Source organism: Pseudomonas izuensis (genome assembly GCF_009861505.1).
GTDB classification, from domain to species: domain Bacteria; phylum Pseudomonadota; class Gammaproteobacteria; order Pseudomonadales; family Pseudomonadaceae; genus Aquipseudomonas; species Aquipseudomonas izuensis.
Genome location: NZ_WTFT01000025.1, coordinates 27,950 through 52,318 on the forward strand (window position 1 = coordinate 27,950; position 24,369 = coordinate 52,318).

Genomic DNA, 24,369 nt, shown 5'->3' on the forward strand with positions numbered 1-24,369 from the left:
CCGCCGTTAATCCAGTCCTCCATTAGCCGCCGCACTTCAGGCGGCATTTCTTGCGGTGCTCTGCTTGTCATTTGTTCACCCTATTGTTTTCAGGAGTTCGACCCATTGTACTTTTGAAACATCGATAACAATCACTTCAGCCCCGGTGTGAAACCTCTGGTCTGCATCTTCAATCCAGTGAGGGTGCTCAAGAACGAACTGCCCTCTTGCGGGCTCCGCCGGCCATTCTATCGGCCAGCCAAACAGGCGTTTACCATCGACCAGGTGCAGCACCACATGTCTTTGTCGCGTTGAAAAAGCACTGTACCACTCGCAAGGATATGAAGATTGCCGGGTTATTTTCAGCTTGCGAAGCAGAGCATGAAGCTTGTCGCCACTGGCAATGTGGCAGGAAAGAAACCCCATCACCACCGCGATCACCGCTGACCATAGGGTCTCTGATTTTCTGTCCCACATGCCGACTGAAAAGAACCGTTCACCTGCAACCAACAACAACGCTCCCAAACCGACAACCAGCGACTGGATCACAAAGGTAAAAATCAGCGCCTGAACTATTTGCCCAAAGGTGTCTGGTCGCTTGAAGGCTGTCAGTGAATAAAAGATCCAGGCGGCTAAAAATCCCGGAATCAAATACTGGAGTAGCGGAATCACTTCCTTGATCAAATCATCCATGCAAGTTTTCAATCCATTGAAAGCTTCGATTCGGGGCAAAGAAATACCTCACCTCAGCAACTCGCGCCATCAGTTGCGAAGTCGCTGTCGTCACAAGACGTTTCAAGGTTACAGGCCGGGATTTAGCGGGCAAATATCAGGGAAAAATCCTACAAACACTTAATCGAAGACCCACGTTATCTACGCCTGAAACCTTGCCCGATACCGCCCAGGACTCTCCCCCGTCCACTTCTTGAACGCGCGATGAAACGCACTCGGTTCCTGAAAGCCCAGTTGCTCGGCGATGTCGCTGATGCTCGCCTGGCTCTGGCGCAATTGCTCGAAGGCCACCGCGCGGCGCACTTCGTCCTTGATCTCCTGATAGGAACAGCCTTCGCGTTCCAGCTTGCGGCGGAAGGTGCTGGGGCTCAGGTGCTGTTCGAGGGCAAAGGCCTGCAAGGTCGGCCAATCGCTGTAATGGCTGTTGCGCAGGCGTTGATGCACCTGTGACGCCAGGCCGTGCTGGTTGCGAAAGCGGATCACCAGCCATTGCGGCGCTGTGCGTAAAAACACTTTCAGCGAGGCCAGATCCTGCACCACCGGCAGACGCAGGTAGTGGCTGGCGAACTCGATTTCAGTACGTTCGGCACCAAAGGTCAGGTTCGGTCCCCAGAGCAAGCGGTCGTCACTGAGGGACACCCGCTCGTGACGAAAATCCGCGCGATCGATTGGGATGCGTCGACCGCCCAGCCAGCACAGCAGGCTAATCATCAACACCAGAAAGGTCTCTTCGCCGAAACGACCGACGTCATCATTCGCCGAGTGGCTATCCATGCTGATGACCGCCCGTTTGCCGCGCACGGTCAGCGTGCCGCGAAAGTCGCGCAGGAACAGGGCGAAATTGGCCAGGCACTGACGCATGGCCTTGTGCAGGTCGGGCTCCTGAATCAATGCGCGGCAAATCAGGGCGAAAGCGCCTGGCGGCATGCCATGGGAGTCGAGCCCGAAGAACTCGTCATTCAATTCGCGGATCTGAATCAGCCACAACGCCGCAAAGGCGTTGGCCGAAACCCGGGCCGTGGGCTGCTGCATCAGCGCCGGATCGATGCCCGCCTGTTCCAGCACAGCCTGCACCCGCTGCGGATCGTCCCCCAGCCCGTGGATCATCGCCTGCACGAAGTAGGCGGCCACCGAGTCCTTTTCCCGCATCTGAACGCTACGCTCCCCATCATTCGAAATGGCAAAAAACACCAGTGCCGTTGAACAGTTTCGGCATAGGACAACCGCCCCGCCGGCTCTAGACTCGCGGCAATAGTACGCCTTCGGCCGCCTTCGCGGCCAAGGTATCGCAGGGTTTGAGCGGAAGGACGGCAACATGAATCTGCAAAACATTGGCGTGATCGGCGCCGGCACCATGGGCAACGGTATTGCGCAGGTCTGTGCCCTGGCCGGTTTCAACGTGACTTTGCTCGACATCTCCGAGAGCGCTTTGCAAAAAGCCGTGGCGACCGTCGGCAAGAACCTTGATCGGCAGATCGCCAAAGAGACCCTGACGCCGGAGCAAAAACTCGCCGCCCTCGACAAGATCCGCACCAGCACCGACTACAGCAGCCTGAATAACGCGCAACTGGTGATCGAGGCCGCCACGGAAAACCTCGAACTGAAACTGCGGGTATTGCAGCAGATCGCAGCACAGGTCAGCGCCGACTGCGTGATTGCCTCCAACACCTCGTCGCTGTCGATCACCCAGCTTGCCGCCAGTGTCAGCCAGCCTGAGCGTTTTATCGGCCTGCACTTCTTCAACCCGGTGCCGGTGATGGGCCTGATTGAAGTCATCCGCGGCCTGCAAACCAGCGACGCCACCCACGCCCTGGCGCTGGACATGGCAACTGCGCTGGGCAAAACCGCGATCACCGCCGGCAACCGTCCGGGGTTCGTGGTCAACCGGATCCTGGTGCCGATGATCAACGAAGCGATCCTGGTGTTCCAGGAAGGCCTGGCCAGTGCCGAAGACATCGACGCCGGCATGCGCCTGGGCTGCAACCAGCCAATCGGCCCGCTGGCCCTGGGGGACCTGATCGGCCTCGACACCCTGCTGGCAATCATGGAAGCCTTCTACGAAGGCTTCAACGACAGCAAATACCGCCCAGCGCCGCTGCTCAAGGAAATGGTTGCCGCCGGTTACCTGGGCCGCAAGACGGGGCGTGGCTTCCATGTCTACGCCTGAGCGTTGCTCGCGTTTCGCCGAGTACCGGGACAAGGTGCTGGAGTTGTTTGCCAGCAAGGGTTTCGGTCAGGTCGGCATGCGTGAGCTCGCCACGTGCCTGGGGCTTTCCCCAGGCTCGTTGTATCACCATTACCCGAGCAAACAGCACTTGCTGCTCGACCTGATCGAGGAGTTTTACGAAGAGCTGTTGGCCACCCTTGGCCGCATCGAACAAAAGGCCCCGGCCAAACGCGACCGGCTCAACAGCCTGATCCGCGCGCACCTGAACCTGCACCGTGACATGCCGTGGCATTTCCGGCTGGTGGAGCGCGATAGCCGCTGCCTGAATGAAGAGCAACAGGCTCGGGTCCGGCACCTGCGCGAGCAATATGAGCGCCGGTTGCTGGTGATGCTCGGGGCCAAAACGCGCTTCAGTGAGCCGGGCGTTCTGGCGGCCGGGCATGCCATTGCCAGGTTGCTCAATAGCGCGCCCGATTGGCTGGCTCGCCATTCGCTTGACGAACATGAGCATGATGAGCTGCTGGAAAACCTGGTGAGCGGCGGCATCGAGCGGTTGTTGGCGCCACGTCGCGCGAACGAAGCGATAAGCCTTGCCCGGTCTATCGAAAAATCGTCTAAAGAAACCCAGGCTCCCACCGCCATTTAGCGCTTTGCTTGCCCAGTCGATGTCATCGGAATTCGCGCCTGAACGAAGCGTCCAATCCGATGTGTCCCTTCAATGACCGGGAGCCGCACCATGAAAATCAATCCTTACCTCATCTTCAACGGCGACTGCAAAGACGCGTTCACCTTCTATGCCGAAAGCCTCAAGGGCCAGATCGAAGCCATGCTGACCTTCGGTGAAACGCCCGCCGGCGATCACATGCCCAAGGATCTGCAAAACCTGATCATCCACACACGCCTGGCGGTGGGCGACCAGGCCATCATGGGCTCGGATACCACACCCGACCGCCCCACCGAAGAAATGAACGGCTGTTCGATTTCGTTGAATGTCGACAGCATTGCCGAGGCGGAACGGGTGTTCTCCGCGCTGTCAGCCGGCGGAAACGTGCAAATGCCGCTGGAGTCCACGTTCTGGGCGGCCCGCTTTGGCATGCTGGTCGACCGCTTTGGCGTGTCGTGGATGGTCAACTGCGAAAAGGGTCAATGACAACCATCCAAAGTCCCCTGTAGGAGCGAGCTTGCTCGCGATGGTCGTGAACGAAAACGCGTTTTTGCTGGTTAACCGCGGTGCTCTATCGTCCATCGCGAGCAAGCTCGTTCCTACACGTTCGACGATGTTCCACGCATGAAACGGCCCAACCTGAACAGGTTGGGCTTTCTGGCAACTCCCCGACCGTCTGCTACCGTCAACATGCCATCCCCAGCGGATTGTCCGGAGGAAATCCACCATGCCTGCCCCTTCCTGGTCTGCCCGTTTCAAACTGTCGCTATTGGCCGGAGGGCTCACCGCTGCACTGCTCGCCCTCAGTGGCTGCGCCACCGTCGATGCCCATACCACCGCCTACGTCGGCGTCGAGCATCCCGCGCCGACGGTGCCCAGCGAAGTCGTGGTGCTGCGCTCCGAACCCCTGCGCCCGCACATTCGCCTGGGTGAAGTGCTGATTGACGCCAGTGTCGATCCCGCTCCACCGATTGCCGAGGTCGAACAGAAATTGCGTGAAGAATCCGCCAAGCTGGGGGGCGATGCCGTGGTGGTGGTCTATGACCATATCGGCACAGTGGGTGCCCATGCCAACGGGCCGCTGTGGGCGCGGGACGTGAAAACCATCGAGGGGCGCAAGCTCAAAGGGATTGTCATCAAGTACCGGTTGTAGCAGGAACAGGATTGCGGGTGAAAGCGGTGGGTCAGATGTCATCGCTGTTGATTGACCCGCCGCCCTCTGTTTTCTGTAGGAGCCGGCTTGCCGGCGAAAGCGGTGTGTCAGATGTCATTCATGTTGAATGACCCGCCGCCTTCGCTGCGGTGCGGCGATCCGACGAGCCAGCTCCTACAGGTATTGGTGGGTCCGGGGTGATCACACAACCTTTCGTCGCAAATCAAAACCTGGGGCGCAAAACGCGCCCCTGTCTGGCTTACGGCTTGCACAGGCGGTCGTAGCGGCCCCAGAACGACATAATTCTGACACGCCCGCCCCTCAAACTAATGCTTAAGGCCTCCAGCAATACGCTTGGTCAGTCACCGGAGATGTAACGTGTCAACTCTTAATGAAATCGCAGCGAACCACGCGAGAATGGCCAAGGCAAAAGAAGAGGAGGCGACCGGGTTGAATGAGCGACAGCTTCAGATCGTGGGTAGCTTTGAAATTCCGTGTCTGGAGAAACAACAGCAGGTACCGCTGCACCTGATGGCCGTCGCGCAGGACAATCACGTCGCGCAGGTAGCCGGTTTTTGATCGTCATGATTCGCCGAGCGTGACCTGCCGGTACTGGCGCGGGGTAAAGCCGGTCAATGCCTTGAACTGGCGGGTGAACGCGCTGTGGTCGGTATAGCCGCACTGCAGTGCGACATCCGTGATCGGCATGTCGGTATGCAACAGGCGATGCGCGTGCTCCAGGCGAACTTTCTGGATCATCTGTCGCGGCGTCAGGTTGAACACACGCTTGCAGTACCGTTCCAGTTGCGCCACTGAAATACCGGCAATCCGCGTCAACTCGCCCAGGGTGACGCGCCGGTTGAAATGCGCACGAATGTATTCGTCCACAGCGGCCAGGCGTTGGTAGGCCGGATGTGTCTCACTGGCCGACTGCAAGTCGACCGAGATTCCCGCCAGGCCGATGATTTCACCGTCACGGTTATACAACGGCCGCTTGTGCGTCAGGCACCAACCGGGCTCTCGACTGCCGTACAGATGCAGCTCCAGTTGGTCCTCCAGTACAAACCCCTGCTCCAGAACCCGTCGATCCTGTTCGGTATAGCCCGGCCCCAACTGCGCGGGGAAGACCTCGGCACTGGTTTTCCCGAGCAGGGGCTGCAAGTGTTTCAGCCCGCAGCGCTGAACCAGGGTGCGATTGGCCATGACGTAGCGCGCCTGGACATCCTTGATAAAGATCGCCGCATTGGGAATCACGTCCAGCATCGGTAGCAGCAATGCCACGCCCGCCAATAATTCATCGATGGTCTGAGGACGACTGGCGTCGTTCCCTTGGCACAGGATCGCCAGCGCATTCTGCGTCATGAAGCTCCCTCCCCCCTCTTTGCCCAGGCAAAACGCCCTTGATGCGGCGCACGCCGAGCAGGTTGCCGCAACCCAGGCGCCCTGTCGAGGGCACCTCACTGTCATCTGCATTGTGCTGATTTCGTCATCCATGCCGGTGGAAAACATCAATCGCGGCCAGGCTGACGGGTTCACGCTATAGCCCCAGTGACATCACCCCTGCCTATCCAATAACTCACAAGAAGGCGACGCCATGTCAGGCAACGGCAAGTTCAAAAAGCAACTTTCATTGATAGACCTCACGTTTATCGGACTGGGTGCGATCTTCGGTTCGGGCTGGTTGTTTGCGGCCAGTCACGTGTCCGCCATCGCGGGACCGGCCGGGATTTTTTCCTGGCTGTTGGGCGGTTTTGCCGTCCTGCTGCTGGGCATCGTCTACTGTGAGCTGGGCGCGGCGCTGCCCCGTGCCGGTGGCGTGGTTCGCTATCCGGTGTACTCCCATGGCCCGCTGCTCGGCTACCTGATGGGCTTCATCACGCTGATCGCCTTCTCAAGCCTGGTGGCGATCGAGGTGGTCGCCTCGCGCCAATATGCCGCCGCGTGGTTTCCCGGGCTGACCAAGGCCGGCTCCAGCGACCCCACGGTGGTGGGCTGGCTGGTGCAATTCGGTCTGCTCTGCCTGTTCTTCCTGCTCAACTATCGCAGCGTGAAGACCTTCGCCAAGGCCAATAACCTGGTCAGCGTGTTCAAGTTCGTCGTGCCGTTGCTGGTCATCGGCGTGCTGTTCACCTTCTTCAAGCCGGAAAATTTCCAGGCCCAGGGCTTCGCACCATTCGGCCTTTCGGGTGTGGAGATGGCGGTGTCCGCCGGCGGCGTCATCTTCGCGTACCTCGGGCTGACGCCGATCATCTCGGTGGCCAGCGAAGTGAAGAACCCGCAACGCACCATTCCGATTGCACTGATCCTCTCCGTGCTGCTCTCCACCGCCATTTATGTGTTGTTGCAGATCGCTTTCCTCGGCGGCGTGCCCACCGAAATGCTGGCCAACGGCTGGGCCGGGGTCACCAAGGAACTGGCCCTGCCTTACCGTGACATCGCCCTGGCGCTGGGCGTGGGTTGGCTGGCCTACCTGGTGGTCGCCGATGCGGTGATCTCCCCCAGCGGCTGCGGCAACATCTACATGAACGCCACACCACGGGTCATCTATGGCTGGGCGCAAACGGGCACCTTCTTCAAAGTCTTCACCCGGATCGACGAAAAGTCCGGCATCCCGCGCCCCGCGCTGTGGCTGACCTTTGCCCTGTCGGTGTTCTGGACCCTGCCCTTCCCGTCCTGGGAGGCGTTGATCAACGTGGTATCGGCCGCCCTGGTCCTCAGCTACGCCGTGGCGCCGGTGACGGTGGCCGCACTGCGCCGCAACGCTGCCGATATGCCGCGCCCGTTCCGGGTCAAGTGGATGAATGTGCTGGGGCCGCTGTCGTTCATCATCGCCGCGCTGATCGTCTACTGGTCGGGCTGGAACACCGTGTCCTGGCTGCTCGGCCTGCAGATCCTGATGTTCGTGGTGTACCTGCTGTGCGGTCGCTTCGTGCCGACCCATCACCTGAACCTGGGCCAACAAGTGCGCTCGTCCGCGTGGCTGATCGGCTTCTACGCGGTGACCATCGTCCTTTCCAAACTCGGCAGTTTCGGTGGCTTGGGCGTCCTCAGCCATCCCTTCGACACCCTGGTCGTGGCGGCCTGCGCCATGGGTATCTATTACTGGGGCGCGGCGACCGGCGTACCGGCGCATCTGGTCCGTCTCGAGACCGAGGACGATGAAAGCGAAACCGCGCTGACCGCTACCGGTATTGCCACTGGCCAGCGTCCCGCAAGCGCACCTGTTCGAGCTGCGTCCTGAAACCCGCCAATCACTCAATGGATAGATTCATGAAACGAGTACATATCATCGATTCCCATACCGGCGGCGAACCCACTCGCCTGGTGATGAAAGGCTTTCCCGATCTGCCCGGCAACTCCATGGCCGAAAAGCGCGATGCCCTGCGCGACCATCATGACCGCTGGCGTCGTGCCTGCCTGCTGGAACCCCGGGGCAACGATGTACTGGTCGGGGCCCTGTATTGCGAGCCGGTCTCGCCGGACGCTACCTGCGGCGTGATTTTCTTCAACAATGCCGGTTACCTCGGCATGTGCGGCCACGGCACCATCGGCCTGGTCGCGTCCCTGCACCACTTGGGTCATATCAGCCCCGGCGTGCACCAGATCGATACGCCGGTCGGTCAGGTCAGTGCCACGTTGCACGAAGACGGGGCGGTGACCGTGGGTAACGTGCCCGCCTACCGCTACCGCCAACACGTCGCCGTCGAGGTGCCCGGCCATGGTCGCGTGTACGGCGATATCGCCTGGGGCGGCAACTGGTTTTTCCTGGTATCCGACCATGGAAAGGCGCTGCAACTGGACAACGTCGAAGCCCTCACCGAGTACACCTGGGCGATGCTCAAGGCGCTGCAAGACCAGGGCATCCATGGCGAAGATGGCGCCCTCATCGACCATGTCGAGTTGTTCGCCGAGGACGACCGGGCCGACAGCCGAAACTTCGTCATGTGCCCGGGCAAGGCCTACGACCGTTCGCCTTGCGGCACCGGCACCAGCGCCAAACTGGCATGCCTGGCGGCCGATGGAAAACTGGCCGCGGGCGAGCGCTGGGTCCAGGCCAGCATCACCGCCAGCCAGTTTGAAGGCCGCTACGAATGGGAAGGTGAACGCATCCGCCCGTTCATTACCGGCCGCGCCTACATGACTGCCGACAGCACGCTGCTGATCGACGAACAGGACCCCTTCGCGTGGGGCATTTGAGCCCCCGCGCCTTCCTATCAATCTGAATGAATGTTCCAAGGAGCTACAACAATGAGCGATAACATCTTCACTGGCTGCATTCCTGCGCTGATGACCCCCTGCACCGCCGAGCGCAAACCGGACTTCGACGCCCTGGTGGCCAAGGGTCGCGAACTGATCGAAATCGGCATGAGCGCTGTGGTGTACTGCGGCTCGATGGGCGACTGGCCCCTGCTCACCGAGGCCGAGCGCCAGGAAGGCGTGGCGCGCCTGGTCGCCGCCGGCATCCCGACCATCGTCGGTACCGGGGCCGTCAACAGTCGCGAAGCGGTGTCCCACGCAGCCCATGCGGCCAGAGTCGGTGCCCATGGCCTGATGGTCATTCCGCGTGTGCTGTCCCGTGGTGCTTCGGCTACCGCGCAAAAGGCGCACTTCGCCGCCATCCTCAACGCCGCCCCGAAACTTCCGGCAGTGATTTACAACAGCCCTTACTACGGCTTCGCCACCCGCGCCGATCTGTTCTTCGAACTGCGCCGCGAGCACCCGAACCTGATCGGCTTCAAAGAGTTCGGCGGTGCCGCCGACCTGCGCTACGCCGCCGAGAACATCACGTCCAAGGACGACGACGTCACCCTCATGGTGGGCGTCGATACCCAGGTGGTTCATGGCTTCGTCAACTGCAACGCCACCGGCGCTATCACCGGCATTGGTAACGCACTGCCCCGCGAAGTGTTGCAACTGGTGACCCTGAGCAAGCAGGCCGCCAAAGGTGACGCGAAGGCTCGGCGCCTGGCGCGCGAACTGGAGTCCGCGCTGGCCGTGCTGTCGTCCTTCGACGAAGGCTGCGACCTGGTGCTCTATTACAAGCACCTGATGGTGCTCAATGGCGACAAGGAATACACCCTGCACTTCAACGAGACCGATGCGCTCACCGATGCCCAGCGTCGATACGCCGAGGCCCAGTACGGGTTGTTCCGCCAGTGGTACGCGAACTGGTCGAAAGAGCAGAACCTGGTCTGACACCCGGCACACGACCACAGCGGCGCGTGAAAGCGCGCCGGCTGTGGGACAGGATCAACCCAAATTTTTCAGGACGCGCCATGACTCTGACAGGCAACATGCTGATCGGCCAGCACGCCATTTGCGGCAGCCGCGAAGCGATCCGGGCGATCAATCCAGCCACCGACCAACCGCTCGAACCGGCCTACCCCGGCGGCACCGCCGAGCAGGTGGAACAGGCTTGCGCACTGGCCTGGGCAGCCTTCGACCGCTATCGCGAAACGCCCCTGGGCGCACGCGCCGAATTCCTCGAAGCCATTGCCGATGAAATCGAAGCGCTGGGCGATGAGTTGATCGAACGCGCCGTGGCCGAGACAGGCCTGCCGCGCCCACGTATCCAGGGTGAACGTGGCCGCACCTGCCAACAACTGCGCACCTTCGCCCGCACAGTGCGTGCCGGCGAATGGCTGGACGTTCGCGTGGATTACGCGCAACCGCAACGCCAGCCGTTGCCACGCGCGGATCTGCGTCAGCGCCAGGTGCCGTTGGGGCCGGTGGCCGTGTTCGGCGCCAGCAATTTTCCACTGGCGTTCTCTGTCGCCGGCGGCGATACCGCTTCGGCACTGGCGGCCGGTTGCCCGGTGATCGTCAAGGCCCACGGCGCCCACCCCGGCACCAGTGAACTGGTGGGCCGTGCGGTGGCTCGTGCCGTGAAAAAATGTGATTTGCCCGAAGGCGTGTTCTCGCTGTTGTTCGGTTCCGGCCGCGAAGTGGGCATCGCCCTGGTCTGCGATCCGCGCATCAAGGCCGCGGGTTTCACCGGCTCGCGCAGCGGTGGCATCGCCTTGTGCAAGGCGGCCCAGGCGCGGCCCGAGCCGATCCCGGTGTACGCGGAAATGAGTTCGATCAACCCGGTGTTCCTGTTTCCGGCCGCCTTGCAGACTCGCGGCGAAGCGCTGGCTCAGGGCTTCGTCGCGTCCCTGACCCAGGGTGCCGGCCAGTTTTGCACCAACCCTGGCCTGATGATTGCCCGGCAAGGCCCGGCACTGGACGACTTCATCGCTGCCGCTGCCGACCTCGTCCAGCGCAGCCCCGCCCAGACCATGCTCACCCCGGGCATTTTCAACGCCTATCAACAAGGCGTCGACGCACTGGCTGAAAACGCCCACGCGCAGCTCGTGGTGACGGGTCAAACGGGAACAGGACCGAACCAGTGCCAGGCCCATCTCTTCGTCACCCGTGCACAGGATTTTCTCGCTGACCAGCATCTTCAGGCAGAGATATTCGGCGCCGCATCGCTGATCGTGCAATGTGCCAACGACGAAGAGATCCGCCAGGTTACCGAGCATCTTGAAGGTCAACTGACCGCGACCTTGCACCTGGATGATGCCGACCTGGACCAGGCCCGGGCACTGCTGCCGACCCTGGAGCGCAAGGCCGGGCGCCTGCTGGTCAATGGCTGGCCAACAGGCGTCGAGGTATGCGACGCCATGGTCCATGGCGGCCCCTTCCCGGCCACCTCCGACCCGCGCACGACCTCGGTCGGTACCGCCGCCATCCTGCGATTCCTGCGGCCGGTCTGCTATCAGGATTTCCCGGACAGCTTGTTACCCGCCGCGCTCAAGCACGGCAACCCGCTGCTGCTGCGCCGCCTGCTCGACGGCCAGAGGGAAGCCTAGGAACATGCCTCTCACTTCAAACAATCCGCACGACCCGGCGGATATCGCCGTGATCGGCGCCGGCATCATCGGCGTCGCCTGCGCCCTGCGGCTCGCACGCCAGGGTCGGCGGGTGGTGGTCATCGACCATCAGGACCCCGGCCAGGGCGCGTCATTCGGCAACGCCGGGCATCTGGCGACCGAGCAGGTGTTTCCCATCGCCGACCTGTCCATCCTCAAACGCCTGCCGGCGATGCTCATGGACCCAATGGGGCCTTTGCGCCTGGACTGGAAATACATGCCTCGCGCCATGCCATGGTTCATGCGTTTGTTGCTGAACCTGCGACCAGCGCCGTTCCAGCGCACCGTGGCCGGCATCCGCGCACTCAACGAAAGCAGCCTTGGCGCCTGGCAACGGCTGCTGCAAGCGATTGCCCGTGCGGACCTGCTGAAAGAGGACGGCTCGCTGCTGGTGTTCGAGCGCTCCGAATCGCGCCAGGCAATCGACGGGTTGCAGGCACGCATGCGCCAGCAAGAAGTGCCCGTTGATTTATGGCAGGCCGGGACTGTGCGCGAAATTGCCCCGAAGTTGAGCGAGCATCTTCAGGGCGGGCTGTTCTTCCCGCGCACGGGGCATTTTCTGGACCCCTACCGGGTCGTCTGCGAATTGGTCAAGGCTGCCAAGGCCAGCGGCGTGCAGTTCATCAAGCAACAGGTGGTCGACGGGCGCGTGCAGCAGGATGGCGTGTCACTGCTCACCCACCAGGGCAGCCTGGCCGCCCGCCAGGTTCTCATTGCCTGCGGCGCCCACTCCGCCCGACTCACCACCGCGCTGACCGGCAAGAAGGTGCCCTTGGACACCGAGCGCGGCTATCACCTGATGTTGCCCCATGAACACGAGCGCCTGCCTTTCGCCGTCACCTCACTGGAGCGCAAATTCATCATGACCCCCATGGCCGATGGCCTGAGGCTGGCCGGCACCGTCGAATTCGCCGGCCTCGACAGCCCCCCGAGCATGGAGCGCGCCTGGCAGTTGCACCGATTGAGCAAAGGCCTGTTCAAGCGTGATCTGAATGCCGAGGCTGCGACGCCGTGGATGGGGTTTCGTCCTTCGCTGCCGGATTCCCTGCCGATCATCGACAAAGTGTGCGACGGCAAGGTGTTGCTTGCGTTTGGTCATCAGCATTTGGGGCTGACTCAGGCGGCGGTGACGGCCGAGATGATCGGGCGGATGGTCTCGCCTGTGAGCGACACGGAAGTCCACGCATTGCCGGCGGTTGAGGCGTACAGGTTGAATCGGTTTTGAGTTGATGTCGCCATTGTAGGAGCTGGCTTGCCAGCGAAAGCGGATTGTCAGTCGACATTGATGTTGACGGTGCCGCCGTCTTCGCTGGCAAGCCAGCTCCTACAGGGGGGGCGTGCACCGCAACTGTTCTGAAGTTCATATCTTCGCTGTCAAGCCAGCGCATACACCTGGGGTGGCGATTACCGTCCGGCCACGCACCTTTTGTCGCCTCGATCTGACACGTTTATTTTCACAATATTGATTTGTGAAACATTCTATGTCATTTATATCCCCAGGAATCTCCAGGACCGATCCACCTCCGCGGATCGGACGGCAGATTCCCGCGTCATCCAAACGCCCCCTCCAAGGAGTCAACAATATGAACAAGACAGAACTTCTAGGTGCCCTGGCACTGTGCGCCGCAAGCTTTCTGGCACATGCCGACGAAGACAGCCTGCGTATCGGTATCGAAGCCGCCTACCCGCCCTTCTCCTTCAAGACGCCTGAGGGCAACGTCAGTGGTTTCGACTACGACATTGGCAACGCGCTGTGCGAGGAGATGAAGGTCAAATGCGAGTGGGTCATCCAGGAATTCGACGGCATGATCCCGTCGCTGAAAGTGCGCAAGATCGATGCTGTGCTGTCGTCGATGTCGATCACTGAAGACCGGATGAAGTCAGTCGACTTCAGCAAAAAGTACTACCACACGCCCGGCAAGTTCGCGATGAAGGCCGGCAACGTGATCACCGATCCGCAGGTCGATCTCAAAGGCAAGAAACTCGGCGTGCAACGTTCCTCGACCTACGACCGTTTCGCCACCGAGCAGCTTGAGAAAGCCGGCGTCGAGGTGGTGCGCTACGGCTCGCAAAATGAAGCCTTCCTCGATCTGGCATCAGGTCGCCTGGATGCCACGCTCGCCGACATCGTCAACACCGATGAGAGTTTTATCAAAACACCTTTGGGCAAAGGGTTCGCCCTGACAGGGCCGGACATCAACGACCCGAAATACTTCGGCAGAGGCGCCGGGATCGCGGTGCGCAAAGGCGACAGCGCGAACGTTGCGCGCCTGAGTGCCGCAATCGACGCCATCCGCGCCAATGGCAAGTACCAGCAAGTAATGGCCAAGTACTTCGCCTTCGATATCTACGGCGAATAAGCCTTTACCCGAAACCCTGGCGCCGGCACTGGCGGGCGTCACTTACGGCTTGTCTCGCGCGCCTCCCGGCGCTCGCCTGAGGAACTTCATCATGCTACACGGCTACGGATCGAGCATTCTCGATGGCGCCTGGCTGACCATTAACCTGGCCCTGATCTCCATGGCCATGGCGATTGCCCTGGGCCTGATCGGCGCCGCCTTTCGTTTGTCACCGTTCAAATGGCTGGCGTTGCTGGGCGAAGGTTATACCACCCTGATTCGCGGTATTCCTGACCTGGTGTTGATCCTGCTGATCTTCTACGGCGGCCAGGATCTGGTGAACCGCATCGCCCTGGCCCTGGGTTACACCCGCTACTTCGACATCAATCCCTTTATTGCCGGCGTCTGCACCATGGGCTTCATTTTTGGTGCCTACCTCTCGGAAACCTTTCGTGGCGCCTTTATGGCGATTCCTAAAGGCCAGGGCGAGGCCGGCGCGGCTTATGGCATGAGTGGCGTTCAGGTGTTCTGGCGGATCCTGGTGCCGCAGATGATCCGTTTCGCCATTCCCGGGTTCACCAACAACTGGTTGGTGCTGACCAAATCCACCGCGCTGATCTCGGTGATCGGCTTGCAGGACATGATGTTCAAAGCCAAGAACGCAGCGGACGCCACCCATGAACCGTTCACGTTTTTCCTCGCGGTCGCCGCGCTCTACTTGATGCTGACCAGCGTGTCATTGCTGGTCCTGCGCTATCTGGAAAAACACTACTCGGTCGGCGTCAAAGCCGCCGAACTGTAACCGGGAGCCCCCCATGATTCTCGACTACAACCTGATCTGGGAAAACCTGCCGCTGTATTTCAGTGGCGCCCTGGTGACCCTGAAAGTGCTGCTGATTTCCCTGGCGGTTGGCCTGGTACTGGCGATTCCGTTGGCGCTGATGCGGGTATCCCGGTCGCCGCTGATCAACTTCCCGGCCTGGCTCTACACCTACGTGATTCGCGGCACGCCGATGCTGGTGCAATTGTTCCTGATCTACTACGGGTTGGCGCAGTTCGAAGCGGTGCGCCAAAGCGTGCTCTGGCCTTACCTGTCCAGTGCCACCTTTTGCGCCTGCCTGGCCTTCGCGATCAACACCAGTGCCTACAGCGCGGAACTCCTGGCCGGCAGCCTGAAGTCCACGGCCCACGGCGAGATCGAAGCCGCCAAAGCCATGGGCATGTCGCGCTTGACCTTGTACCGCCGCATTCTCCTGCCGTCAGCCTTGCGCCGGGCGCTGCCGCAGTACAGCAACGAAGTGCTGATGATGCTGCAGACCACCAGCCTGGCGTCGATCGTCACGCTGATCGATATCACCGGGGCCGCGCGAACCGTCAGCTCGCGGTTCTATCTGCCCTTCGAGGCGTTCATCACCGCCGGCCTTATCTACCTGGCCCTGACCTTCATCCTGGTTCGCCTGTTCAAGCTGGCCGAGCGCCGCTGGCTGGCCTATCTGGCACCGCGCAAGCACTAAGGAGCTTTATGAAGCACATTCAATATCTCTTGCCGTGGAGTGCCTCCGGCACGGAACGAAAGCTCACCGTGTTTCGTTTTGGCAGCGGGCCGCGCAAGGCCTACATCCAGGCCTCGTTGCATGCCGACGAGCTGCCGGGAATGCGCGTCGCCGTCGAGCTCAAGCGCCACTTGCAAGCGCTGGAAGAACAAGGTCGCCTGACCGGTGTGATCGAGTTGGTGCCGATGGCCAATCCAATCGGTATCGCACAAATGTTCCAGGCCACTCATCAAGGTCGTTTCGAGTTCTCCAGCGGGAAGAATTTCAACCGCGACTTTCCGGAGCTCGCCGAAGCCGTAGTGCCGATGCTGGAAGGTCGCCTGGGAGACGATGCCGACACCAACATCACGCTGATTCGCCGCGCCATGAGCGACGCCCTCGCAAACCTGTCGCCGCCGACATCGGAACTCGATGGCCTGCGGCGCCTGCTGATGCAGCATGCCTGTGATGCCGATGTGGTGCTGGACCTGCACTGCGACTTCGAGTCGATCATGCTGCTGTATGCGATGCCGCAAAACTGGTCGCGCTTGCACTCATTGGCAGCCCGTCTTGGTGCCGGCGTTGCCCTGCTGGCCGAGGCCGCCGGAGGCAGCGCCTTCGATGAAGCCTGCGCCATTCCCTGGCAGCACCTGGCCGATCGCTTTCCTGAGGCCAATATTCCGCTGGCGTGCGTCGCCACCACGATCGAATTGCGCGGCATGGCTGACACCGAACGCGAGCAATGCGTCGACAGTGCGCAGGCCATTCTCGGCTATCTCGCCGAGCAAGGCCTGATCAGCGGTGACTGGCCCGCCGCGCCACCCAGTCGTTGTGAAGCGACACCATTCGCCGGCGCCCAATACGCCTATGCACCGCACCCAGGGGTGGTGAGTTATCTGCAACCGTTGGGCGCCCGCGTAAAGGTCGGCGATCCGCTGTTCGAAGTGATTGATCCGCTGACCGATCAGCACAGCGTGGTGAACGCCAGCACCGACGGCATCCTGTATGCCCGCGAACGCCTGCGCTTCGCCCAGCCCGGTTTGTGGCTGGCCAAAGTGGCCGGCAGTACCCCCATTCGCCAAGGCCGCTTGCTCAGCGACTGATTCCAGAGAGTTGAAACCATGTACAAACTTGAAATTCAGGACCTTCACAAAAGCTACGGCAGCCACGAAGTACTCAAGGGCGTGTCCCTGGAGGCGAAAGCCGGTGATGTCATCAGCATCATCGGTTCCAGCGGATCAGGCAAAAGCACCTTCCTGCGCTGCATCAACCTGCTGGAGCAGCCCAACTCAGGCAATATCGTGCTCAATGGCGAACAGCTCAAATTGGTGACCAACAAGCTCGGCGGGCTCAAGGCGGCCGAACCCAAGCAGTTGCAACGCATGCGTTCGCGATTGTCGATGGTGTTTCAGCACTTCAACCTCTGGTCGCACATGAGTGCCCTTGAAAACGTCATGGAAGCGCCGGTGCACGTCCTGGGTATCAGTAAAAAAGAGGCGCGGGAAAAAGCCGAGCACTACCTGAACAAAGTCGGCGTAGCGCACCGCAAGGATGCCTGGCCGGCGCATATGTCTGGGGGTGAACAACAGCGGGTGGCCATTGCCCGTGCATTGGCCATGGAACCTGAAGTGATGTTGTTCGACGAACCGACGTCGGCGCTCGACCCCGAGCTGGTCGGCGAAGTGCTTAAAGTCATGCAGGACCTGGCACTCGAAGGACGCACCATGGTGGTCGTGACCCACGAAATGGGTTTTGCACGGGAGGTGTCGAATCAGTTGGTGTTCCTGCATAAAGGCCAGGTCGAAGAGCGCGGCGATCCGCGCGAAGTGCTGGTTAAACCGCAGTCCGAACGCCTCCAGCAGTTTCTGTCCGGCAGCTTGAAATAACCTTACACTCCAGCCAACGCAAAACCCCGTGGGAACGCCGCCCGCACGCTCCCACAGGTTATGCGTCCACCCCCCGCCCCTTTTCCAACCCTCAGGAAGTGTTGAACCGGATATGCCGACCCCTTCGAAAGACACCACGGTCTATGCCGCGCCAGTGATGCGCAAACTCGCGGAAATCGTTCCCGATTTACCGCCGTCACTGCGCAAGGTGGCGGATTTTATCCTGCGTCACCCGCTCAGGGCCGCGACGCTGACTATCGAAGAAATGGCCCATGAAACATCCACCTCACCAGCAGCGGTGAATCGTTTGGCCAAGGCGCTGAACCTGGGTGGCTACACCGGCATGAAGGCCGAACTGGTAGCGACGTTGCAACAGATGGTGTCGCCGGTGGACAAACTGCGCAACGAACTGGCGCATCGCCCTGGCGGCGCTTTTGGCCTGCATGAGCAAATTCAGAGCGCCACCAGCAACCTCGCCACCGCGGCGACGAACAACCATGCAGACACCTTCGAAGCATTCGTCACCCGCCTGATCAACGCTCGCAAAATCTACATCCTGGGTTTTGGCAACAGTGTCTACTTCGCCGGCCTCGCCGCCTCGACCCTGATGCCGTTCTGTGCGGACGCCACGGCCATCAGCATGGAGGGCGGCAACGAAAACGCCGCTTACCGTCTGGCCGCCATCACCGATCAGGACGTATTGCTGGCGATTTCCCTGCCACGCTATTCCCTCGACACCCTGCAACTCGCACGTTTTGCCAATGAACGCGGCGCCTCGGTGTTGGCAATCACCGACTCACCCGCATCGCCTCTCACCGGCATTGCCGAACACGTGCTGTTTGCCCCCGCCGATCATCCGGTCATGACCAGCTCCAACATTGCCGTCCTCGCATTGATCGAAGGACTGGTGGCGGGTGTGATGGCGCGCAATAAAGAGGCCGTCAAACTTGCAACGGAGTTGACTGAAAGCGTGATGTCTTACTTGCATATTCCCTCCAGCGGTAAACCACCGAAGAAGTAATGCTTCCTCTACCTGTAGGAGCCGGCTTGCTGGCGATCGCGGTGGATCAGACACTGCCTTGTTGGCCGGGATGTCGTCTTCGCCGGCAAGCCGGCTCCTGCAGGGTTACTTCGCGGCATACTTCGGTCCGTGCGGATTATTAAGCTTTGCCTGCAACATCCCCCACTCGCGCTGAATGATCGAGTAAGGGATAAAGATGCTGATCCTCTCAGCGCCCTTGACCCCGGAGTTGTTACTCACATCGTTTAATGTGGTGGAGTAGAAACCGATATTGATGCCGACGACACTACCGTCATTGGCAATGACAGGCCCACCGGACATCCCCTTGACCAGCGGGGCATCATGGATGGCGTAGAGATCACCGCTGTGTTCATCAGCATTGACGAAAGGCGTTTGATACACCTTGCCTTTCCCGGTAGTGGTCACGAGGTAGGGACTTCCCCCCACGGCCGTAATGCTCTCGCCCACACGCGGTGCGCGCCATGATGGGTAGTGGCCGTTGGCTTTATGCTTGATGAAGACAAGATCGCAGTGGGTGCTGCAGCTGTATGTCACATTGGGGATGAATGGCGTATGGCGGGTGGTGACGGCGTAGTCATCGTTCCATTGCACTGCCGAGGCCATGTACAGATACGGCACGGGAAAGCCAGAGAAGACTAAAAAATATGAATCATTAGTAACACCCGAAAGATCGGGTTTTACGATGCCGTTGCATCCTGCAGTGACAACTCCTATTAAAAAGCAGGCCATGATCTTGATCATGATGTATCACCGACTTATAGGGAGAATGTGACTGTTTTTTGTTGTCAGAATTTTGTCTTTTGTCGGGTCGCAATACTCCTCGCCTCTTGTTCTAGTTGGACGCTGTGATACTTATGGTTGAAGTTTCAACACGGCGTATGAATGAATTGCACTAAGGCCAATCGCTTTTCGATCAACTTAATTAGTGTAAATATTTGACGCCAGAAATATGTTAACCCCGAGGATAGATACCAGAAGAGCCTATGATCTTCTTGGTTAATGACGGGCGATTTTAGTTGGTATGTTTAAGTGAAAGAGGACAGCGTTCTCGTCGGTTAACAGCGGGCGCGGCAAAGCTATGCCAGAATTTAAGGGAGCGCTTGGCGATGAGCCGCTGATGCTGAGTCAGTCATCGCCAAAGCGATAACCTGGCCGCCTTCTGCCGCGTCGGAGCATCCAATGTTCGAAACTACCGAGCTGTCGCGCGTGAAGCACTTCGCCGCAAACACGGTTGGCCGGGATTTCGCGGTCGGGGATATTCATGGCCACTTCACCCGGCTGCAGGCTGCGCTGGATGCCGCCGGATTCGATCCTGCCGTTGACCGCCTGTTCAGCGTCGGGGATCTGATTGATCGTGGGCCCGAGTCACTGGATGTCGATGAATGGCTCCTGCGCAAGCCCTGGTTCCACGCAGTGCGTGGCAACCACGAGCAAATGGCTATTGATTCGCACGCCGCCGGCCGCCTAAGCAATCAATGCAGCATGCACTTCATCAACGGTGGTGCGTGGTTCTACGGGCTATCCAGCATTGAGCAAGACGGGTACGCCACTATCCTTCAGGACTTGCCCCTGGTGATCGAAGTCGAGACCGCCCTGGGCCTGATCGGCATCGTGCACGCCGACGTTCCGTGCGCAAGCTGGGGAGAAATGATTACAGCCCTTTCCGGATCGGCAAGAGAGGCCGACCACATTGCCGCCATCCTTCAGTGGTCACGCAAGCGCCTGACCGACGAAAACCACGCCGGTGTCGATGGCGTGCGGGCGGTGATCGTGGGCCATACGCCACTCTGGCAGCCGGCTGTACTCGGGAATGTTTACCACATAGATACCGCTGGCTGGATGAATGGCCACTTCACGCTGTTGGAGCTGGCCACGCTGCAATGCTTACCGCCAATCGACCCCGTCCGACCGCCCCAGTTTGCCTGACATCGAGCAACGGATTGATCTGTTTGGCCCGACAACCATTGATCGCATTGGACCTGCCAAGCCAGGTCTCTGTAAACTCGCCCACAAGAAAATGGGGCGGCGATGAACGATTTCCTGCAGTACATCATTCAGGTGCTTGAAGGTAATACGAAGGATGTGATGATCGCAGTCTTGATGACGGGTGGCGTTTGGTTATTTGAGTGGTGCAGACCCGCCGTAACCGATTCGGATCTAAGCGGTAGGTGGCACAACGTCAAAGTCTTCATTTTATTGCTAATCGGCTTGGCTTTTGCCGCCCCGATATTGAATCAATGCGCGCAACTCTTACCGAGCATATCGCTGCTTGAACGTATTGCGCCGGACTGGCAATCAAAAGGCATCGCAGGTGGCATCCTTGCCACTCTCATCTATGCGTTTATCTGGGATTTTTTCCAATACTGGACCCATCGACTTGAGCACAAATATGCAGCTCTATGGGCTTTCCACAGGGTGCATCACAGCGATGCGCATATGAATGCTTCAACGGCTCTACGTCAAAGCGTGGGGGGTGCATTAATCGGCTTTTTCCTAACCCACATACCTACCGCAATAATATGCGGTGGAAACAGTATTCCCTACGTTGGCTCATTGATATTGTTCAGTGGCTGGGGTTACTTCAATCACGCGAATGTTCGCCTATCATTAGGCCCCTTCACCCGAATAATATCAGGCCCACAATGGCACAGACTGCATCACGGGAAGGAAGCTCAATATCACAACTCAAACTACGCAGCGTTTTTTCCGGTTTTAGACCTGTTTTTTGGCACACTACGACTGCCGAAAAAAGAAGAATGGGTAGAAACGGGCGTTCTAAATGACGTCTCCCCCCTGAAGCCGTTCAAGCAAGCCTTTTTTTCCTGGTGCAATGAAAGTGCATCTATCGAAAATACACCTCACACACATACACCTGAAACGCCCTCAAGGTTGCTTGGTCGGCAATGGTCCCGGCGCGGATATCGAAAACAGTTGATTCGCAAGCTACAGAGAGCTCAATGGTTCCTGCATCGCCCAGCCTGGTGGCGTATCGGCCGGCGTTCGGGAGAGTAAAGATCAGCGAGCTTTAGCACCTGTGCTGAGGCCAGAATAGACTTCGCCAGCCTCCCGGGCAGTCCGCAGCCACATGCGTAGCGATACGGGCCGCGAAAAAGTTGAACCGCGAGTTCATGTGCGGTGCTGACTTGGGCGGGCATAAATCTTTTGACGCCTGGCTTCGATTGTCAAAAAAAATTCGCAAGATGATATGCTTATTGGCTACCCGCGACCTTACCAAGTAATCATGCGCAAACCTGTTCCTTCTCTTACCGTCAAATCATACGCTGCCAACGAAAAAGGTCGTGACTTTGTCGTGGGTGATATACATGGTCACTTTGAACTTCTAGACTCACTGTTAAGCAAAATAAAATTTAACGCAACCCAAGATCGCATCTTTTCTGTAGGTGATCTTATTGATCGCGGGCCTGATTCCGAACAAGTAATTTCATGGTTGAAGGAACCATGGTTCCACGCAGTACGCGGCAATCATGAGCAAATGATAGTTGAATGCATGTCGGGTATAGGGGATATACCAAGGCACACTCGAAATGGAGGTGCGTGGCTTTACGATCTTCCACCCTCTGCCCAACTCGGTATTTCTGGAGCTTTGCGCGACCTACCAATCATGATCGAGATCGAGTTGTCGGATGGTCGAAGAGTTGGAGTTGTGCATGCCGAAGCCCCACTTCTACTCACTACTGACGGTTGGCAAGAAGCCAAAGACGCCATAAGCTGCGAACTTGGCGATGAGCTCCAGCAACAAGCTCTAATGCTTGCACTGTATTCGCGAAAAAAAATCGATCGGCATGATCACTCCATCGTTAAAGGACTGGATAAACTCTACGTAGGCCACTCCACCGTACCGAACGTTATGAGCCTGGGAAATGTAATGTACATCGATACCGGCTGCTCGTTTGAAGATGGGGCACTGAGTCTGGTCGAATTAACTTCCGGTGCTATTTTTACGGCAACTATGTGTGAATTTTCAATCGTATAAGCAGCGGTAGGCCAGAGCGCATCCAACGCTGAAATTCATTCTCCCGCCCGACATACCTCCCTCATATATATCTGCAATACCCTCAAGGCGCTTTGATTGGCAACGACTCCGGCCCTCATATCGAAAACAGCCGATCCAGTAGTAACTACAGAGAGTTCTATGGTTGCCGCATCCCCAAAAAAACGTTGCTGGCGGAACCGGATTTCCCCCGAACCCACAGGCTTTCACAGCGTTCGAGTGAGGAGGTCGAGGGCGCTGTGGATTGCAGTCATTACTGCTCTCCAGGCTCCAGGCAAAAAGACCGCTTGAGGCGGGCGCGTTGGCAATCGCGGGTGCCACCAAAACGCAAAGCAAGAATGCTTGAATCGACTAGCCTAAGCGCAGCAACAATAATTAGGAGGGGGCTCGCATGATCAAGTTTGGTACCGAACGACCAGCAGAAACGGTGTACCCGACGCTTTACGATGAGTTTGAAATCAGTAAAAGACCTTATTGGTCGCCTCCTGGTGCTCGGAAAAAGACAACGACCACTGCTAGCGTCAGCGCCTTCATTCAGCTTTTCAGGTTAAGTACGTGGGTCAAACCGGCGATTCCAAAGTCAAATCGGCCTGTTGAGGTGCTCGACAGCAGGACTTCCAAGCCCTAACCACCGAGCTGCAAGGAGAAATCCCTCGCCCCCTGGCGTTTCCCATGCCCACCTCAGTCACGCAAGGTGACTCTGGCGGCCGCTTACCATCGTCAGAGCGAATCCCGAACGTTGAATCGCAAATAATACGCACTCTTAAATACAATGTTTTTCCTCAAGCCGGAGCGCTTTCGGCAACTCCTTGTGCGCCTGATATTCAAGCTTGGCTATAACTGAGGAGAGGCACCGGTTTCCCTGAATTGATGAAGTGAGCGCTTACTCATCTGCAGTCGGGAAGTGGGAATAAAATGCTTTTACCAATCCCCAAACAAATTACCGTAATTTCCCCACATTTAGATGATGCCGTCTTCAGTTGCGGTTGCCTTTTGGCTGAGAGTCGAGACGCTCTAGTCATTACAGTATTTGCTGGCGTGCCTGATCCTGAAATAGCGGCCCCGGCTTGGGATGTAGCAACGGGTTTTAGTAGTGGGTATCAGGCGGTGCTTGCGCGACGTGATGAAGATACGGAGTCGATGCGCAGACTGGGTGCGAAAAACGCATGGCTCAGCTTCTGGGATAGCCAGTACGGTCGCAGTTATCAAACGACCGACCTGGTACCTGCGCTAAAAACAATCATTGAGCAAAGGGGTGGGACCGTCCTCATGCCTATGGGACTTCGCCACCCCGACCATCTGCTGACTAGCAACGCTTGCTTGGCGGTGCGCGAAGCGTTACGTCTTGCACAACAATACACAGAGGATGGAGCACCTGAGCACCGAATGAATTGGTTCGTCTATGAGGAGGCTACCTATCGGCAGTTTCCGGGCCTGGTCCTTACTCGGCTCGCAGCCTGGAAGCAGGCTGGACTAACAATGAGGGCGGTTAAATTTCCCACCTCAAGCCTCATAAAGAAAGCCTACGCCGTAGGCGCCTATCAGAGTCAACTTCCACTATTCGGAAACGCCAAACGCGCCGACATGGGCTCTCCTGAACGCTATTGGCAGCTCGATTTTGAGCAGAACGGGTCTGAATCGATTCTGTGACGTTGTTGAAAATTCAGGGCGTAAGAAAACCGCACACGATGGCTTTGCCAGAGTCCGCATTCACGACTTGAAGCACACTTTTGTGAGAAGGCTGCGTGCGGCAGATGTGACTGAGGAAAATCGGAAAGCGATGCTCGGCCACAAGAAAGGAAGTATTACCAGCTACTACTCGGCCGCAGAGCTGGGTCAACTGATTGAAGCTGCGAATAAGGTATCAGTAACCGATTCGCGTGGACCAGCGCTGACGATTCTGAAAAGGAGGCAGGCTTGAAGAAAAACCCTAGCTCACTCGGAAAGTC

The 24,369-nt window shown here is 58.8% G+C and carries 25 protein-coding genes and 1 pseudogene; 22 read left to right on the top strand and 4 right to left on the bottom strand.

Features of this window, described 5'->3' with window-relative positions; all coding sequences use genetic code 11:
- Window positions 1-75: 75 nt before the first annotated feature.
- Both GPL81_RS20110 and GPL81_RS20115 read right to left on the bottom strand, forming a co-directional pair.
- Window positions 76-672: a DUF6338 family protein gene (locus tag GPL81_RS20110; protein ID WP_160108129.1), complete on the bottom strand. Its 597-nt coding sequence runs from the start codon at window positions 670-672 to the stop codon at window positions 76-78.
- Between the two features lie 180 nt (window positions 673-852).
- A complete protein-coding gene (locus GPL81_RS20115; protein WP_160108130.1) occupies window positions 853-1,860 on the bottom strand; it encodes an AraC family transcriptional regulator in 1,008 nt (335 codons plus the stop codon).
- A 166-nt stretch (window positions 1,861-2,026) separates the two neighbouring features.
- Between GPL81_RS20115 and GPL81_RS20120 the strand changes: the two genes are divergently transcribed.
- From GPL81_RS20120 to GPL81_RS20140, 5 genes are all read left to right on the top strand, one after another.
- Window positions 2,027-2,878, top strand: coding sequence for a 3-hydroxybutyryl-CoA dehydrogenase (locus GPL81_RS20120; protein ID WP_096512439.1), 852 nt, complete (start codon window positions 2,027-2,029; stop codon window positions 2,876-2,878).
- Entirely contained in the window at window positions 2,865-3,524 is a 660-nt protein-coding gene (locus GPL81_RS20125; protein WP_160108131.1) for a TetR/AcrR family transcriptional regulator, read from the top strand. The genes GPL81_RS20120 and GPL81_RS20125 overlap by 14 nt, the downstream gene beginning before the upstream one ends.
- Before the next feature lie 90 nt (window positions 3,525-3,614).
- A complete protein-coding gene (locus GPL81_RS20130) occupies window positions 3,615-4,028 on the top strand; it encodes a VOC family protein (protein WP_160108132.1) in 414 nt (137 codons plus the stop codon).
- A gap of 241 nt (window positions 4,029-4,269) precedes the next feature.
- A complete protein-coding gene (locus tag GPL81_RS20135) occupies window positions 4,270-4,695 on the top strand; it encodes a YajG family lipoprotein (RefSeq protein WP_160108133.1) in 426 nt (141 codons plus the stop codon).
- A gap of 378 nt (window positions 4,696-5,073) precedes the next feature.
- Window positions 5,074-5,274, top strand: a complete 201-nt coding sequence (locus GPL81_RS20140) for a hypothetical protein (RefSeq protein ID WP_160108134.1) — start codon at window positions 5,074-5,076, stop codon at window positions 5,272-5,274.
- Window positions 5,275-5,277: 3 nt separating this feature from the next.
- On the opposite strand, the gene GPL81_RS20145 is transcribed toward GPL81_RS20140, so the two are convergent.
- Window positions 5,278-6,057: an AraC family transcriptional regulator gene (locus tag GPL81_RS20145; RefSeq protein WP_160108135.1), complete on the bottom strand. Its 780-nt coding sequence runs from the start codon at window positions 6,055-6,057 to the stop codon at window positions 5,278-5,280.
- Between the two features lie 232 nt (window positions 6,058-6,289).
- On the opposite strand from GPL81_RS20145, the gene GPL81_RS20150 reads away from it, so the two are divergent.
- The 11 genes from GPL81_RS20150 (at window position 6,290) to GPL81_RS20200 (ending at window position 18,387) form a co-directional block, all read left to right on the top strand.
- Complete coding sequence (locus GPL81_RS20150; protein ID WP_160108136.1) at window positions 6,290-7,936, top strand: APC family permease; 1,647 nt, start codon at window positions 6,290-6,292, stop codon at window positions 7,934-7,936.
- Between the two features lie 29 nt (window positions 7,937-7,965).
- Window positions 7,966-8,892 (top strand): 4-hydroxyproline epimerase, encoded by a 927-nt coding sequence (locus tag GPL81_RS20155; RefSeq protein ID WP_160108137.1) that lies wholly within the window; start codon window positions 7,966-7,968, stop codon window positions 8,890-8,892.
- Between the two features lie 51 nt (window positions 8,893-8,943).
- Window positions 8,944-9,891, top strand: coding sequence for a dihydrodipicolinate synthase family protein (locus GPL81_RS20160; protein ID WP_160108138.1), 948 nt, complete (start codon window positions 8,944-8,946; stop codon window positions 9,889-9,891).
- 80 nt (window positions 9,892-9,971) lie between these two features.
- The gene (locus GPL81_RS20165; protein WP_160108139.1) at window positions 9,972-11,549 is read left to right on the top strand and encodes an aldehyde dehydrogenase (NADP(+)); all 1,578 of its coding nucleotides are present in this window, start codon (window positions 9,972-9,974) and stop codon (window positions 11,547-11,549) included.
- Between the two features lie 4 nt (window positions 11,550-11,553).
- On the top strand, window positions 11,554-12,834 hold the full coding sequence (locus tag GPL81_RS20170; protein WP_160108140.1) for an NAD(P)/FAD-dependent oxidoreductase: 1,281 nt from the start codon (window positions 11,554-11,556) through the stop codon (window positions 12,832-12,834).
- A gap of 358 nt (window positions 12,835-13,192) precedes the next feature.
- The gene (locus tag GPL81_RS20175; protein ID WP_160108141.1) at window positions 13,193-13,969 is read left to right on the top strand and encodes an ABC transporter substrate-binding protein; all 777 of its coding nucleotides are present in this window, start codon (window positions 13,193-13,195) and stop codon (window positions 13,967-13,969) included.
- Between the two features lie 91 nt (window positions 13,970-14,060).
- On the top strand, window positions 14,061-14,750 hold the full coding sequence (locus tag GPL81_RS20180) for an ABC transporter permease (RefSeq protein WP_096512452.1): 690 nt from the start codon (window positions 14,061-14,063) through the stop codon (window positions 14,748-14,750).
- A gap of 13 nt (window positions 14,751-14,763) precedes the next feature.
- Entirely contained in the window at window positions 14,764-15,462 is a 699-nt protein-coding gene (locus tag GPL81_RS20185; RefSeq protein WP_096512453.1) for an ABC transporter permease, read from the top strand.
- A gap of 8 nt (window positions 15,463-15,470) precedes the next feature.
- Entirely contained in the window at window positions 15,471-16,583 is a 1,113-nt protein-coding gene (locus tag GPL81_RS20190) for a succinylglutamate desuccinylase/aspartoacylase family protein (protein WP_160108142.1), read from the top strand.
- Window positions 16,584-16,601: 18 nt separating this feature from the next.
- Window positions 16,602-17,366, top strand: coding sequence for an ABC transporter ATP-binding protein (locus GPL81_RS20195; protein ID WP_160108143.1), 765 nt, complete (start codon window positions 16,602-16,604; stop codon window positions 17,364-17,366).
- Window positions 17,367-17,478: 112 nt separating this feature from the next.
- The gene (locus tag GPL81_RS20200) at window positions 17,479-18,387 is read left to right on the top strand and encodes a MurR/RpiR family transcriptional regulator (RefSeq protein ID WP_160108144.1); all 909 of its coding nucleotides are present in this window, start codon (window positions 17,479-17,481) and stop codon (window positions 18,385-18,387) included.
- A 105-nt stretch (window positions 18,388-18,492) separates the two neighbouring features.
- On the opposite strand, the gene GPL81_RS20205 is transcribed toward GPL81_RS20200, so the two are convergent.
- Window positions 18,493-19,149 carry a S1 family peptidase gene (locus GPL81_RS20205; RefSeq protein ID WP_160108145.1) on the bottom strand — a complete coding sequence of 219 codons (657 nt, stop codon included), beginning with the start codon at window positions 19,147-19,149 and terminating at the stop codon, window positions 18,493-18,495.
- 438 nt (window positions 19,150-19,587) lie between these two features.
- Between GPL81_RS20205 and GPL81_RS20210 the strand changes: the two genes are divergently transcribed.
- The 6 genes and pseudogenes from GPL81_RS20210 to GPL81_RS31525 form a co-directional block, all read left to right on the top strand.
- Window positions 19,588-20,334 carry a metallophosphoesterase gene (locus tag GPL81_RS20210; RefSeq protein WP_160108146.1) on the top strand — a complete coding sequence of 249 codons (747 nt, stop codon included), beginning with the start codon at window positions 19,588-19,590 and terminating at the stop codon, window positions 20,332-20,334.
- 102 nt (window positions 20,335-20,436) lie between these two features.
- On the top strand, window positions 20,437-21,420 hold the full coding sequence (locus GPL81_RS20215; protein ID WP_160108147.1) for a sterol desaturase family protein: 984 nt from the start codon (window positions 20,437-20,439) through the stop codon (window positions 21,418-21,420).
- A gap of 229 nt (window positions 21,421-21,649) precedes the next feature.
- Window positions 21,650-22,402, top strand: coding sequence for a metallophosphoesterase (locus GPL81_RS20220; protein ID WP_160108148.1), 753 nt, complete (start codon window positions 21,650-21,652; stop codon window positions 22,400-22,402).
- Window positions 22,403-22,811: 409 nt separating this feature from the next.
- Entirely contained in the window at window positions 22,812-23,048 is a 237-nt protein-coding gene (locus tag GPL81_RS20225) for a hypothetical protein (protein ID WP_160108149.1), read from the top strand.
- A 287-nt stretch (window positions 23,049-23,335) separates the two neighbouring features.
- A complete protein-coding gene (locus GPL81_RS20230; RefSeq protein ID WP_160108150.1) occupies window positions 23,336-24,070 on the top strand; it encodes a PIG-L family deacetylase in 735 nt (244 codons plus the stop codon).
- A 25-nt stretch (window positions 24,071-24,095) separates the two neighbouring features.
- Window positions 24,096-24,341 (top strand): annotated as a pseudogene (locus GPL81_RS31525) (tyrosine-type recombinase/integrase); the annotation flags it as partial.
- Window positions 24,342-24,369 lie beyond the last annotated feature (28 nt).

Bases quoted from the DNA above. Each gene is read 5' to 3' on its own strand.
- GPL81_RS20110 (WP_160108129.1), bottom strand. From the start codon at position 672: ATGGATGATTTGATCAAGGAAGTGATTCCGCTACTCCAGTATTTGATT.
- GPL81_RS20115 (WP_160108130.1), bottom strand. From the start codon at position 1,860: ATGCGGGAAAAGGACTCGGTGGCCGCCTACTTCGTGCAGGCGATGATC.
- GPL81_RS20120 (WP_096512439.1), top strand. From the start codon at position 2,027: ATGAATCTGCAAAACATTGGCGTGATCGGCGCCGGCACCATGGGCAAC.
- GPL81_RS20125 (WP_160108131.1), top strand. From the start codon at position 2,865: ATGTCTACGCCTGAGCGTTGCTCGCGTTTCGCCGAGTACCGGGACAAG.
- GPL81_RS20130 (WP_160108132.1), top strand. From the start codon at position 3,615: ATGAAAATCAATCCTTACCTCATCTTCAACGGCGACTGCAAAGACGCG.
- GPL81_RS20135 (WP_160108133.1), top strand. From the start codon at position 4,270: ATGCCTGCCCCTTCCTGGTCTGCCCGTTTCAAACTGTCGCTATTGGCC.
- GPL81_RS20145 (WP_160108135.1), bottom strand. From the start codon at position 6,057: ATGACGCAGAATGCGCTGGCGATCCTGTGCCAAGGGAACGACGCCAGT.
- GPL81_RS20150 (WP_160108136.1), top strand. From the start codon at position 6,290: ATGTCAGGCAACGGCAAGTTCAAAAAGCAACTTTCATTGATAGACCTC.
- GPL81_RS20155 (WP_160108137.1), top strand. From the start codon at position 7,966: ATGAAACGAGTACATATCATCGATTCCCATACCGGCGGCGAACCCACT.
- GPL81_RS20160 (WP_160108138.1), top strand. From the start codon at position 8,944: ATGAGCGATAACATCTTCACTGGCTGCATTCCTGCGCTGATGACCCCC.
- GPL81_RS20165 (WP_160108139.1), top strand. From the start codon at position 9,972: ATGACTCTGACAGGCAACATGCTGATCGGCCAGCACGCCATTTGCGGC.
- GPL81_RS20170 (WP_160108140.1), top strand. From the start codon at position 11,554: ATGCCTCTCACTTCAAACAATCCGCACGACCCGGCGGATATCGCCGTG.
- GPL81_RS20175 (WP_160108141.1), top strand. From the start codon at position 13,193: ATGAACAAGACAGAACTTCTAGGTGCCCTGGCACTGTGCGCCGCAAGC.
- GPL81_RS20180 (WP_096512452.1), top strand. From the start codon at position 14,061: ATGCTACACGGCTACGGATCGAGCATTCTCGATGGCGCCTGGCTGACC.
- GPL81_RS20185 (WP_096512453.1), top strand. From the start codon at position 14,764: ATGATTCTCGACTACAACCTGATCTGGGAAAACCTGCCGCTGTATTTC.
- GPL81_RS20190 (WP_160108142.1), top strand. From the start codon at position 15,471: ATGAAGCACATTCAATATCTCTTGCCGTGGAGTGCCTCCGGCACGGAA.
- GPL81_RS20195 (WP_160108143.1), top strand. From the start codon at position 16,602: ATGTACAAACTTGAAATTCAGGACCTTCACAAAAGCTACGGCAGCCAC.
- GPL81_RS20200 (WP_160108144.1), top strand. From the start codon at position 17,479: ATGCCGACCCCTTCGAAAGACACCACGGTCTATGCCGCGCCAGTGATG.
- GPL81_RS20205 (WP_160108145.1), bottom strand. From the start codon at position 19,149: ATGATCAAGATCATGGCCTGCTTTTTAATAGGAGTTGTCACTGCAGGA.
- GPL81_RS20210 (WP_160108146.1), top strand. From the start codon at position 19,588: ATGTTCGAAACTACCGAGCTGTCGCGCGTGAAGCACTTCGCCGCAAAC.
- GPL81_RS20215 (WP_160108147.1), top strand. From the start codon at position 20,437: ATGAACGATTTCCTGCAGTACATCATTCAGGTGCTTGAAGGTAATACG.
- GPL81_RS20220 (WP_160108148.1), top strand. From the start codon at position 21,650: ATGCGCAAACCTGTTCCTTCTCTTACCGTCAAATCATACGCTGCCAAC.
- GPL81_RS20225 (WP_160108149.1), top strand. From the start codon at position 22,812: ATGATCAAGTTTGGTACCGAACGACCAGCAGAAACGGTGTACCCGACG.
- GPL81_RS20230 (WP_160108150.1), top strand. From the start codon at position 23,336: ATGCTTTTACCAATCCCCAAACAAATTACCGTAATTTCCCCACATTTA.